Below are 12,947 nucleotides of genomic sequence, written 5' to 3'. Positions count from 1 at the left end.
GTGAAAAATGCGTCCTCTGACTATTTTTTTCCGGTAAGAAAACTTACCTCGCCCATGCACGGTCTACAGATCCGCAAATTGAGTGATTATCTCCAGAGGTTCTAAACAGATGGCAGCAGTACTCGTCGGTCAGTTCCATGCAAGAGACGCGGAAGGCCGCGTTTATTCCGTGCATGAGTTCCAGGAATCCACTCCGTCGGCGGACGGCTTCACTGGCTCGACGCCTGTGACCACCTACAAACTGGCCATTGGCGATCGTGTCAACAAGCTCGACGACAATGTGTTTTTGCTGGTGCAGTCAAACATCCAGATCACCCGCGAGCCTGACACCTACGTCGGCACCCGAGCGGAAACCAATGTCGCCTCATAACCTCGCGTTATGAGCAGAAGTCATATGGGCGGACTTGAGTTAGGATTCAGCCACTGACTCCCTCACCTGCCGGACATGGACTTCACGCATGCGTTTACGCCACATCGAAGTGATCCAGGCGCTGCTGCAGACCGGTCACCTGGGCACCGCCGCCGAATGGCTGCAGTTGCCAGTGGCCGACGTCGAGCATCTGCTGCACGACGCCGAGAGTGAGTTGGGTTTCATGCTGTTTTCCAGCGTGCGCGGCCGGTTGCAGCCCACGCGCGAGGCACGCGAGCTACAGGGCGAAATTGCCCATTTGTACGCCAAGCTTGAGCCAATACAGCGAATGGCCGTCAGCCTCAAGCATTATCACGCGCCGCCCCTTCGAATCCTTTGCTCGCCACCGCTTGCGCAACAGTTGTTGCCGCAAAGCATTGCGGCGTTGCGCCGACGTTTTCCCGATGCACCTTGCACGCTGCTGAGTGAAGCGACCTGCGCTATCGTGCGCAGTCTGCTGCTGCGCGAAAGCGACGTGGGCCTCAGCCTGCACGATCCACAGCATGTGGATATCGATTGTCAGCCGATCATCCAAGGCAAACTGCAGTTGCTGGCGCCGCATGGCTGGCTGCAACCCAAACAAAAATACATTGCCCTGCAGGACCTCGCCGGCCAAGCGATGGTCGGCCTCGAGGGCCAGGATCCGCTAAATCCGGCATTCGACAATAAACTGCAGATGCTGCGCCCTGCCCCGGTGATCCATATCCGCGTGCAGACGCATCAGATGATGCTCAGCATGGTCGAGGCTGGCGAAGGCCTGGCGATGGTTGACCCGTTCACCGCGCTCGGCGCGAGGTCGGCCGGTCTCGATACCTGTCCATTGATACCCGCGGTACCGATCAGCCTGTATGCGCTGACGCTCAAGAATTCCGAGCCCTCACCCGCCGCTCAGGCGCTGCTGGAAATCGTCACGGAACAAGCCGCGGCGATGTTATCGAGCTGAGCGTACTTTCCAGCGGGTTATCAAACAGTCGGTACCAGAAAAGCGCCATTTCCGCTGTATTGGGGTCAATGCCGCGATAGCGCAGATGATCGACACCGCCAATCACATAACCGCAACGTTCGTAGAGCCGGCATGCACCCAGGTTGTTGTTCTGGGTCTCGAGCATGATGCCAGGCAACTTTTTCTTGCGACTCCAGAACTGCGCGACATCCAGCAATGCCTTCGCAACGCCGTGCCGACGCGCCGGTGCGTGCACCGCGAGTTCGTCGATGTGGGCGAAGCCGTTCCAGTTGGTACTGATCACCAGATGGCCCACCGGTTCATCTTCCAGATAAGCCATGAAAATAGCGCTGTCGGCGGCATCGCGAAAACTGCCGAACTCTTCGGGATCAATGCCGTAGCACTTGCGGTACGGAATGATCGGCGTCACCGGCCACTGATCGACGGGCTTACCCACTTCGGCCGCGCCGTAAGCGGCGACTTCGAAACTGAAATCGCTACCCCAGATATAGGCGGCGAAGCCGTCATCGGCAACACGCACGGACAGCCCTGGGTACTTCGGATTAATCAACGGTTGCATGCTGGGAAACGTCCTCACTCCTTGATGCAATCGACGGTGTAAAGCCGCCCATTGCCCTCGTCTTCGTGTTGCAAGCCGTGCACATCGGCGACAAAGCCGGGGAAGCTACTGTCGAATGTTCGGGCAAACGCCAGATAATCATTGATCGAACGTGTCGATTGGGTGAAACGCTCACCGGGCATGATGAGCGGGATTCCCGGTGGATACGGTACCAGCATGACGGCGCAAATCCGGCCCTCCAAAGCATCGATGGACACCGCTTCGACTTCGCCGCGCACCAAGTGATCATAAGCGTCAGCAGGCTTCATGGCGATTTCCGGAAGCACGGTGTACATGCGCTTCAAATGTTTGGCGGTTGCATTGCTGCGATAGCACGCATGCAGCTGGTCACACAGGTCACGCAAACCCATGCCGCGGTATCGCGTGGCGTCCTGCTGGACGACGCAGGGCAGACAACTGGCAAGACTGACATTGGCGTCATAGCTGCGTTTGAACTCCAGCAATTCGGTCAACAAGGTACTCCATTTGCCTTTGGTGATGCCCATCGAAAACAGCACCAGAAACGAGTACAGGCCGGTCTTTTCGACCACCAGTCCGCGTTCCCAGAGAAATTTGCTGACGATCGCTGCGGGAATACCGCGCTCACTGAGCGCACCACCTGCCGTCAGACCTGGCATCACCAGGGTAACCCTGATCGGATCAAGCAGAACGTAGTCGTCGGTAACGCCGGCGAAACCGTGCCAGTCCGCGTCCGGTTGCAGCAACCAGTCAACCGTCGATACCCGTTCGATGCCTTCAACCGAAGGTGGCTGCCAGATACTGAACCACCAGTCATCGCCGGCGATGTGCTGACGCAGATTAGCCAGCGCGCGCCGAAAACTCAGGGCCTCGTCGAACATTTCCTGCAACAGCGAGTGCCCGGCCGGGCCTTCCATCATGGCCGATGCCACGTCCAGCGAGGCGATGATGCTGTACTGCGGCGATGTGGAAATGTGCATCATGAACGCTTCGTTGAAACGGTCGCGGTCGAGCTGCCGTATGCCACCGTCCTGCACGTGAATCATCGACGCCTGGCTGAACGCCGCGAGCAATTTGTGCGTGGAATGGGTAGTAAACACCATTGGGCTTTCTTCACTGCGCGAGGTCCCCATACCGTAACGCCCGGCAAAGAATTCGTGAAACGCCGCGTAGGCGTACCAGGCCTCGTCGAAATGCAAAATCTCGACACTGTTGCCAAGACTTTGCTTGATCAGCTCGGCGTTGTAGCAGAGGCCGTCATAGGTCGAATTGGTGACCACGGCGAGCTTGACCTTGGGCTCGCGGCCCTTGGTCAATGGACTGGCGTCGATCTTGGCCTGGATCGATTCACGGCTGAACTCGCTGAGCGGAATCGGCCCGATGATTCCCAGCTCGTTGCGTTCAGGGCAGAGGTACAGAGGGATCGCGCCGGTCATGATGATCGAGTGCAATACCGATTTATGGCAGTTGCGATCCACCAGCACCAGGTCATCGCGGGCGACCATTGCGTGCCAGACAATCTTGTTGGCAGTCGAGGTGCCATTGATCACGAAAAAAGTGTGATCGGCGCCAAAATTAGCCGCCGCACGCGCTTCCGCCTCGGCCAGCGGGCCGGTGTGGTCGAGCAATGAACCCAGCTCTGGGACCGAGACCGATAGATCCGAACGCAGGGTGTTTTCACCGAAGAACTGGTGAAACGCCTGCCCCACCGGACTCTTGTGATACGCCACACCGCCGCCATGTCCGGGTGTGTGCCAGGAATAGTTGGAGTCAGCGGTGTGCTGGACAAGCGCCTTGAAGAACGGTGGCAGTAAACCATCGAGGTATTTGCGTGCAGCGCGTGCTACCTGCCGCGCGAGAAAGGGCACTGTGTCTTCAAACAGATAAAGAATGCCGCGTAGTTGGTTGAGTTCATCCATGGCGTCGGCGGGGGCGTTTTCGAGGGTAACCTGCTCGCCAAGGGCAAAAATCGGCAAGTCCGGAGCACGCACCCGCGCCAGACCAATCAGGTCAGCCATGTTCTGCAGCAGATGGGAGTTGGCGCTTGGGTCTTCAGCGGCGATCAACATGCAGGAGAGACCGTGATGCGTAGAAGCCACCAGACGGCCCTCAGTGTAATCGACCGCCGAGAGGATACTGAAGCCTTCCTGCTCCAGCTCCCTGGCGATGCCGCGTACGCGATCACCGGCGACGGTGTCAGCCTTGATGTCGCGATGGACGATCAGCACCGGGAACTTCAAGTCCTTGTACATAAGCTCAGTGTCCTGAGGCGGCGGATCGAGATCCACCAATGAGCTCAGGGTAGAGGGTTGAAGCGGATGTGGCGAGGGGGTAATGCCCCAAGATAGTTCACTGCCCCCCCCCGAGGCTGCAAGTTCGCCCACCTGTAGCAGCTGCCGCAGGCTGCGTCGGGGTCAACAAGGTGGCCGGTGAAAAATCAATTGAACAACCGGCTGCGCCGGACGCAGCCTGCGGCAGCTGCTACACGGATTCAGGCCTGAGCTTTGGCCTCGGCGAGCTGCTGCCACAGCGACGGAGCCCCCGCTGCTTTCGCGATGGCTTCCAGACGCGCCACGTGCTGCGCCAGATCATCGTCATTGGCGGCGATGATTCGGGTGGGCTGACGGTCGGCTGGCAGGCGGCGGATTTCTGTGGCCGAGTTGTCCGCCCCCTCTCCTGAACCGTTGCCATCGGACGCATTGCCCGCCAGCGACAGGCTGGTCTGCCCGCCTGTCATGGTCAGGTAAACGTCGGCCAGGATCTCGGAGTCGAGCAAGGCGCCGTGCAGCTCACGGCCGGAGTTGTCGACGCCATAGCGTTTGCACAAGGTGTCGAGACTGTTGCGCTGCCCGGGATGGCGCTCCCGGGCCATCATCAAGGTGTCGAGAATCGAGCAGTGCTGCGTAATGTCCGCGCGATCGTGCTGACCCATCAAGGCAAATTCGTTGTTGATGAAGCCAACGTCGAACGCCGCGTTATGGATGATCAGCTGCGCACCTTTGATGAACTCGAAAAATTCATCGGCCACTTCCGTGAAACGCGGCTTGCCCACCAGGAATTCGTTGGTGATGCCGTGCACACCGATGGCACCCTCATCACTTTCGCGATCTGGCTGCAGGTAAACGTGGAAGTGCCTTCCGGTCAGGCGTCGGCCGATCAACTCGACACAACCGATTTCGATAATCCGGTGGCCGTCAGTCACCGGCATGCCAGTGGTTTCGGTATCGAGTACAACGGATCTGGTGGCCATCAGTGCTCAGCTCTCAACGGTTCAATCGTGCAAAAGCGCGGATGTTATCACGCTCGCAGGGGGCTTTCAGGGACACCGTGCTGCACCTATCGCCAGCAGGCTGGCTCCCACAGGTTTTGCGAGCACCCGCTACCCCTGTGGGAGCTAGCCTGCTGGCGATTGGCCGCAGCGCGGTGCGTCAGCAGGAAAATCAGGCTTGTTTGTACCCGCGCACTTCATCGACGCCACGGTTCGCCAACTGATCGGCGCGTTCGTTGCCATGATGGCCGATGTGTCCACGGACCCACTTCCAGGTGACGTTGTGGCGGTTGACCTGCTCGTCGAGAAGCTTCCACAGATCGGCATTCTTCACCGGCTCTTTCGCGGCAGTCTTCCAGCCGCGTTTTTTCCAGTTGTCCATCCACTCGTTGATGCCTTTCATGACGTACTGCGAGTCTGTGACCAGTAACACGTCGCACGAACGCTTGAGTTCTTCCAGGCCACGGATAGCGCCCATCAGCTCCATACGATTATTGGTGGTGTTGGCTTCGCCGCCCCAGAGCTCCTTTTCGACACCCTTGCACACCAGCAACGCGCCCCAGCCGCCAGGGCCGGGATTGCCTTTGCAGGCGCCGTCGGTGAAAAGTTCTACGCTATCGCTCATGCCAATCTATCCAGAAATGCCGTGGCTCACTGATCTGCGATCAACGATGCCCGAGGCCCGAGGCCGGGGCGAACCCGGCCGGAAATAAAAGAGGTGTTACGGTTCGATATTGCGGCGATTGACCTTGGCCATCGGCAAGGGAATCAGCTTGCCCATCGGCTCGCGGCGCTCCTGACGGAGGGGACGCAGTCCCACCACGATCTTGCGCGCTACCAACAGATAAAAGCCGCCGCCCGACAGCTGCCAGTCACCGGCCTTGCGCTCCCAACCGGCCAGACGAGTTTGCCAGGCTGTTGACGCAAGCGGCGGACGATAGCACCCGAAGCGACGTTTCTCCAGCGCGAACCCCAGCAGATTCAGCCAGTCGCCGACCCGTGAAGGTGAGATGCAACGAGCCTTGCGCAAACCATCATTGGCGAACACATGGCGCAGCCCCCACGTGCTCCAGGGATTGATGCCGATGATCAGCAGATGCCCTCCCGGGCGCACGCTGCTCGCCGCTTCACGTAGCAAACCGTGGGGCGACAGACAGAAATCCAGGCCATGTTGCAATACTACGACATCAGCCGCGTGCTCACTCAATGGCCAGGCCTGCTCTTCGCAAACGATTTCGACACCCGGCAACGGTGCGCCGAGCCGCACATTGCGCTGCACCTGCGGCGCCGGCGGCGGGGTCTGCGCCGAAGGCCCGTAGTGCACCAGATAGCCACCGAAGAAGCGCCCGAGCTCGTCTTCGAGCATGCGCCGTTCTTCGTCCAGCAAAAATTGCCCGATCGGCCCCGACAGCCAATCACGGGCCGCACTGATCAAGGCCAGCCAGTCAGGATCGGCCTGAGCGAACGCTTTATCAGTCATTGCATTCTCCAACGCGTCAGGAAGTTCTAAGATGCGCCATTGTTTTCCGCTTGGCGAATCCGACGATGATACAGATCACAGCTCTCTGCGCCTTCTCCGACAACTACATCTGGTTGTTACAGGATACTGATACCCGCCGTTGCGCCGCAGTCGATCCGGGCGATGCCGCGCCGGTGCAGGACTGGCTTGCAGCCCACCCGGACTGGGTGTTGAGCGATATTTTGATCACTCATCACCACCACGACCATGTCGGCGGCGTGCTGGCACTGAAAAATGCGACAGACGCGAAGGTTTACGGCCCGGCCCGTGAGACCATCCCGGCGCGGGAAGTCGCCCTGGCCGATAACGACCGTATCAATGTGCTGGGGCTCGACTTCGATGTCATTGACGTTCCGGGGCACACCAGCGGCCACATCGCTTTTTATCACAAAGGCATGTTGTTCTGTGGCGACACCCTGTTCGCCGCCGGTTGCGGGCGCCTGTTCGAGGGCACGCCAGAGCAGATGCATGCCTCACTGACGCGCCTGGCTTCACTGCCCGCAGACACCCAGGTTTATTGCGCGCATGAGTACACCCTGAGCAATCTGCGCTTCGCCGCTGCGGTGGAGCCTGGCAATCGGGATGTGGCTGAACGGCTTGCCGACGTGATCAAAAAACGTGCGTCAGGAACCATCACGCTACCGTCAAATCTGGCTCTGGAAAAACTCACCAACCCGTTTTTGCGGACCGGTGAAACATCCGTTAAAGAAAAACTGGACGAACGGACCGGCGCCGGCAACGGGTCGCCAAGCGCAGTTTTTGCTGCTTTGAGGGCATGGAAAGATACGTTCTAAGGGGCTTGCCGGTCAGTGCGGAAAATCTGAATGGTTGACCGCAGTGGGTGCGCTTTCTAGAATCGCCCGACATTTTTGCCCGGAACTTACTTCCAGCCAATGTCGTCATCTATTCGTAAGTCCATTCACTCAGACGCATTGACCCGCTTGGCTCAAGCCATCGCGGTGGCTGTGTCCGCCACCCTGGCGGGCTGTTCCAGCCATGTGCCGCAGACCGAAGTGACGCACACTCCGAATATCGCGGCACGCGCCAAACCGAAGCCCGTCTGGCTCACTGAAAAGCCTGTTCCGCAAATTCCCCAGGACGTCTGGGAACGCATGCGCCAGGGCTTCCAGCTGCAGGACAACGTCGGCGTCAACCCGCGCGTTGAGCAACAGCGCCTGTGGTTCGCGAGCAACCCGTCCTACCTGGAATCGGCCGGCGAACGCGGCAGCCTGTACATCCATTACATCGTCGAGCGCCTGGAAGAGCGCAACATGCCGCTGGAACTGGCCCTGCTGCCAGTGATTGAAAGCTCCTACAATCCGATGGCTTATTCGCGCGCTCACGCCGTGGGTTTGTGGCAATTCATTCCGTCCACAGGGCGCTATTTCAATCTGCGTCAGACACGTTTTTATGATGGCCGCCGCGACATCACCGCGTCGACCACGGCGGCGATGGATTATCTCACCCGCCTGCACGACATGTTCAACGGTGACTGGTTGTTGGCGCTCGCCGCCTACAACGCAGGTGAAGGCACGGTCAGCCGCGCCATCGAGCGCAACGAAAAGCTCGGGTTGCCGACCGATTACTGGAACCTGCCACTGCCCGCGGAAACCCAGGCTTATGTGCCCAAGTTGCTCGCGCTGTCGCAGGTGGTGCTGGCGCCGGAAGCCTACGGCGTAAACCTCAGCCCGATCGCCAACGAACCTTACTTCCAGGTGGTCGAGATCAGCCAGCGCATGGACCTGTCCAAGGTTGCGGCGGTGGCTAACATTGATGAAGACGAGCTGTTCCAGCTCAATCCCGCCTTCAAACAGCGCACTACCATCGACGGTCCTCAGCATTTGCTGGTGCCAACATCGAAAGCACAGTTGCTGACCGCCAGCCTGTCGACCATGCGACCAGACGAGTTGATCAGTCAGAAGCCGCTCAAACCGGTTTTCGAGGGTGTCGATCGTAACGAGATTGCCAGCCTCAAACGCGCCTACCGGGTTAAACGGGGCGACAATCTGGGCACTATCGCCAAGGCCAACAAGGTCGACGTCAAAGACTTGCAGCGCTGGAACAAGTTGTCCGGCAAAAACCTCAAGGTTGGCCAGACACTGGTCATGCAGGATACGGCCAAGCGTGGCTCCGGACGGGTCAATACCGTCGTGGCGGCGAACAGCAGGTCCGCTGGCAAGTCCACCAGCAAAAAACAGCAGACTCAGTACAAGGTCAAGCAGGGCGACTCGTTGTACATGGTGGCCAAGCGTTTCAATGTGGAAATGCAACACCTCAAGCGCTGGAACCCTCGGGTTGGCCAGGCGCTGAAGCCGGGTCAGATGCTGACAGTGTCTTCGCCTCGCTAATCTGAGAGCCCCTGAATACAGGGGCTTTTTTTCTTTGTTCAGTAGATGGGCAAAAAACCCCGTAGCAGCTGGCGAAGGGAGTACGCCTCCGTAATCAACCTCGCATTGGAGAGCCATCTTTTTCCTGTCCAGACAAGCTGTTACTGTACGGCCCACAAAGCCCAAGCCTCCTGGATCGAATCTCTGACTTGAAGCGTCCTCTCCTTCTCTGCCTGATCAGCCTGGCCTTGAGCTCTTCCGCAAGCGCGACGATCAGCGAAAGCCATGGTTATGCGCAGTTCGGCACGCTCAAGTACCCGGCCCGATTTACCCACTTCGACTGGGTCAACCCGCAAGCGCCCAAGGGCGGAACATTGCGGGTGATGGCGTTTGGCACCTTCGATACGCTCAACCCCTACACGTTCAAGGGCTCCAGCCCGGTCGGCACGGCCAACTTCCTGCAGTACGGCATCAATGAGCTGAACGAGCCGCTGATGGTCGGCACCGGTCAGTACGCGCCCTCCGGCGACGAGCCGACGTCCAGTTACGGACTGATCGCGCGTTCGGTGGAGTACGCCGAAGACCGCAGCTGGGTGGTGTTCAACCTGCGCCCTGAGGCGCGGTTCCACGATGGGATTGCGATCACCGCCTACGACGTGGCGTTTTCCTACCGCCTGTTGCTCAAGGAAGGTCATCCGCAGTACCGCACCAATCTGCAGGAAGTGTTGCGGGTCGATGTGCTGAATGCGCACCGCATCCGATTTGTTTTCAAGCGCGCCGGTAATCCATTGCTGATCCTGCGCTTGGGCGAGCTGCCGGTATTGCCACAGCATTACTGGAAAAATCGCGACTTCAAGGCCACGACCTTTGAGGCGCCGTTGGGCAGTGGCCCGTATCGGATCACCTCGGTGACACCCGGACGGCAACTGGTGTTTGAAAGGGTCAAGGATTACTGGGGCAAGGATTTGCCGGTCAATCGCGGCAAATACAATGTCGACCGCATGGAAGTGGAGTTCTATCGGGACAGCGACGTCGCGTTCGAAGCCTTCAAGGCCGGCGAATTTGATATCTACATCGAGCACCAGGCGAAGAACTGGCAAAACGGCTACAACTTTCCGGCAGTGCGTCGTGGCGAAGTGATCAAAGCGCAGATCGCGCACCAGATCCCGACGCAGACCCAGGGCCTGTTCATGAACAGCCGCCGCGCGGCTTTCGCCGATCAGAGGGTGCGTGAGGCCCTCGGGCTGATGTTCGACTTCGAATGGACCAACCGTACGCTGTTCAGCGGCGCCTATAAAAGGGCGCTGAGTTATTACCCCAACAGCGAATTCTCCGCCACCGGCCTGCCAGTGGGGCATGAATGGCTGATGCTCACACCATTTCGCGAGCAACTGCCGGCCAGGCTGCTGACCGAACCGTTCAGCCTGCCGCAGACCGATGGCCGTGGCATCCCCCGGGAGACCATGCGCAAAAGCCTGAACCTGCTCGCCGAGGCCGGCTGGAAGCTCAATGGCCAACGGGTCGAGAACGCCAATGGCCAACCGCTAAGGCTGGAAATCCTGCTGGTCAATCCGAATCTGGAACGCATCCTCCAGCCCTACGTCGAGAACCTCGCCAGCATCGGCATCGACGCACGGCTGCGCACGGTGGATCGCGCCCAATACAAACAACGTCTGGATCAGTTCGATTTCGACATGGTCCTGTTGACGCTCAACCAGACCCTGAGCCCCGGTCTGGAACAGTGGCAGTACTTTCATTCCAGCCAGGTCGGCATCAAGGGCAGTAAAAATTACGCCGGTATCGCCAACCCGGTGGTTGACCATTTGCTCGAGCAACTCCTCGCCGCGCAAACACGCGACCAGCAAGTCGCCGCCGGCAAAGCGCTGGATCGGGTCCTGCTGTGGCAGCACTACATCATTCCCAACTGGTACCTCAATTATCACCGTCTGGCTTACCGCAACCGGTTCGCCTTCATCACCACGCCGCCCTATACCCTGGGCCTGAGCGCGTGGTGGCTGAAATCTTCGGAGAAAGATCGATGAAACCTGTACGCGCCCTGTTCTTGCAGGCCGGTGGCTTGTTGTTTGCCGGGCTGGCCTGCGCCGCCCCACAACATGCATTGACCCTGTACGACGAGCCACCGAAATATCCGGCCGATTTCAAGCACTTCGATTTCGTCAATCCGGACGCGCCCAAGGGCGGCACATTCCGTCAGGCCGGTTCCGGTGGCTTCGACAGCCTCAACCCGTTCATCAGCAAAGGCGTGCCGGCCGATGACATCAGCCTGATCTACGACACCCTCGCCAAACAGAGCCTGGACGAACCATTTACCGAATATGGACTGGTCGCCGGCAAGATCGAGAAAGCACCGGACAATAGCTGGGTACGCTTCTACCTGCGCCCGGAAGCACGCTTTCACGACGGCCACCCGATCCACGCAGAAGACGTGCAATTCAGTTTCGACATGCTGACCAAGGAAGGCGCGCCGTTGTATCGCGGCTACTACGCCGATGTCGCCGAAGTCATCGCGGAAAATCCGAACACCGTGCTGTTCAAGTTCAAGCACAGCAACAACCGCGAGTTGCCGCTGATCCTCGGTCAGTTACCGGTGCTGCCCAAGCATTGGTGGGCCACCCGCGACTTCAACAAGGGCAATCTGGAAATGCCGTTGGGCAGCGGGCCGTACAAAGTCAGCGAAGTGAAGGCCGGACGCTCGATTCGTTACGAGCGGGTCAAGGATTACTGGGGCAAGGACCTGCCGGTCAATCGCGGCTTCTATAATTTCGACGTGATGTTGACCGACTACTACCGCGACAACACCGTCGCGCTGGAAGCACTCAAGGCCGGGCAGTTCGATTACTGGCTGGAAATGACCGCGAAAAGCTGGGCCAACGCCTACAACGTACCGGCTGTCACCGAAGGTCGGCTGATCAAGGAGCAGATCCCCAACGGCAACCCGACCGGCATGCAGGGGTTTGTGTTCAACCTGCGTCGCCCGATGTTTCAGGATGTGCGTGTACGTCAGGCCATGAGCCTGCTGCTGGATTTCGAATGGACCAACAAACAACTGTTCAATGGCGCCTATGCGCGCACCCGCAGTTACTTCGAGAACAGTGAGATGGCGGCGACTGGCCTGCCGGATGCCGATCAACTGGCGATCCTCGATCCGTTTCGCGGCAAAATCCCTGATCAGGTGTTCAGCCAAGCCTTCGAAAACCCGGTCACCGACGGCAGCGGCATGATTCGCGCCCAGCAGCGTAAGGCTTACCAACTGCTGCAAGAGGCCGGCTGGCGGATTGTCGACGACAAAATGGTCGATGCCACGGGCAAACCGGTGAGCATCGAGTTTCTGCTCGCGCAGACCGAATTCGAGCGGGTGCTGCTGCCGTTCAAGCGCAACTTGAGTGATCTGGGGATCGAACTGGTGATCCGCCGGGTCGACGTCTCGCAGTACATCAACCGGGTGCGCTCGCGGGACTTCGACATGATCGTTGGCGGCTTCCCGCAATCGAGTTCGCCCGGCAACGAACAGCGCGAGTTCTGGATGTCTGCGGCAGCGGACAAGCCTGGCAGCCGCAACTCGATGGGCCTGAAAGATCCGGTGGTCGATCAACTGGTCGAGCAACTGATCAACGCCGATTCGCGCAAGAGCCTGGTGGCCCACGCGCGAGCGCTGGACCGCGTGCTGCAATGGGGCTATTACGTGATCCCCAACTGGCATATCAAGACCTGGCGCGTGGCGTACTGGAATCACATCGGCCATCCGAAGGTCCCGCCCAAGTACGACGTCGGCATCAACACCTGGTGGATCAAGCCGGATGCAAAACCGGCGGTAGAAATCGAAACCAAACTGCAAGCCGACCCTGCGGGCACGGAGTAATCA

Annotated in this window: 11 protein-coding genes; 6 read left to right on the top strand and 5 right to left on the bottom strand. The window is 59.1% G+C overall.

Annotated elements, in window-relative coordinates:
• Positions 1–109: 109 nt before the first annotated feature.
• Both F8N12_RS16805 and F8N12_RS16800 read left to right on the top strand, forming a co-directional pair.
• On the top strand, positions 110–370 hold the full coding sequence (locus tag F8N12_RS16805; RefSeq protein ID WP_150581451.1) for a hypothetical protein: 261 nt from the start codon (positions 110–112) through the stop codon (positions 368–370).
• A gap of 88 nt (positions 371–458) precedes the next feature.
• Positions 459–1,352, top strand: a complete 894-nt coding sequence (locus F8N12_RS16800; protein ID WP_150581450.1) for a LysR family transcriptional regulator — start codon at positions 459–461, stop codon at positions 1,350–1,352.
• Here the strand turns inward: F8N12_RS16800 and F8N12_RS16795 are convergent.
• The 5 genes from F8N12_RS16795 to F8N12_RS16775 form a co-directional block, all read right to left on the bottom strand.
• Positions 1,318–1,932, bottom strand: a complete 615-nt coding sequence (locus tag F8N12_RS16795; protein WP_150581449.1) for a GNAT family N-acetyltransferase — start codon at positions 1,930–1,932, stop codon at positions 1,318–1,320. The genes F8N12_RS16800 and F8N12_RS16795 overlap by 35 nt on opposite strands.
• A 14-nt stretch (positions 1,933–1,946) precedes the next feature.
• The gene (locus tag F8N12_RS16790) at positions 1,947–4,202 is read right to left on the bottom strand and encodes an Orn/Lys/Arg decarboxylase N-terminal domain-containing protein (RefSeq protein WP_150581448.1); all 2,256 of its coding nucleotides are present in this window, start codon (positions 4,200–4,202) and stop codon (positions 1,947–1,949) included.
• Positions 4,203–4,441: 239 nt separating this feature from the next.
• Positions 4,442–5,200 carry a DNA polymerase III subunit epsilon gene (gene dnaQ / locus F8N12_RS16785; protein ID WP_150581447.1) on the bottom strand — a complete coding sequence of 253 codons (759 nt, stop codon included), beginning with the start codon at positions 5,198–5,200 and terminating at the stop codon, positions 4,442–4,444.
• Between the two features lie 190 nt (positions 5,201–5,390).
• Positions 5,391–5,843, bottom strand: a complete 453-nt coding sequence (rnhA, locus tag F8N12_RS16780; protein WP_008028618.1) for a ribonuclease HI — start codon at positions 5,841–5,843, stop codon at positions 5,391–5,393.
• A 96-nt stretch (positions 5,844–5,939) separates the two neighbouring features.
• Positions 5,940–6,698: a class I SAM-dependent methyltransferase gene (locus F8N12_RS16775; protein WP_150581446.1), complete on the bottom strand. Its 759-nt coding sequence runs from the start codon at positions 6,696–6,698 to the stop codon at positions 5,940–5,942.
• Positions 6,699–6,763: 65 nt separating this feature from the next.
• Between F8N12_RS16775 and gloB the strand changes: the two genes are divergently transcribed.
• The 4 genes from gloB (at position 6,764) to F8N12_RS16755 (ending at position 12,944) form a co-directional block, all read left to right on the top strand.
• Positions 6,764–7,531 (top strand): hydroxyacylglutathione hydrolase, encoded by a 768-nt coding sequence (gloB, locus tag F8N12_RS16770; RefSeq protein ID WP_150581445.1) that lies wholly within the window; start codon positions 6,764–6,766, stop codon positions 7,529–7,531.
• Positions 7,532–7,630: 99 nt separating this feature from the next.
• Positions 7,631–9,085, top strand: a complete 1,455-nt coding sequence (locus tag F8N12_RS16765) for a transglycosylase SLT domain-containing protein (RefSeq protein WP_150581444.1) — start codon at positions 7,631–7,633, stop codon at positions 9,083–9,085.
• A 212-nt stretch (positions 9,086–9,297) separates the two neighbouring features.
• The gene (locus F8N12_RS16760) at positions 9,298–11,106 is read left to right on the top strand and encodes an extracellular solute-binding protein (protein ID WP_412072153.1); all 1,809 of its coding nucleotides are present in this window, start codon (positions 9,298–9,300) and stop codon (positions 11,104–11,106) included.
• Positions 11,103–12,944, top strand: coding sequence for an extracellular solute-binding protein (locus F8N12_RS16755; RefSeq protein ID WP_150581442.1), 1,842 nt, complete (start codon positions 11,103–11,105; stop codon positions 12,942–12,944). Before F8N12_RS16760 ends, F8N12_RS16755 begins: the two co-directional genes overlap by 4 nt.
• Positions 12,945–12,947: the final 3 nt, after the last annotated feature.

It is taken from the genome of Pseudomonas fluorescens (genome assembly GCF_902497625.1).
Classification (GTDB): domain Bacteria; phylum Pseudomonadota; class Gammaproteobacteria; order Pseudomonadales; family Pseudomonadaceae; genus Aquipseudomonas; species Aquipseudomonas fluorescens_BQ.
This window is presented reverse-complemented; position numbering and strand designations above follow the sequence as displayed.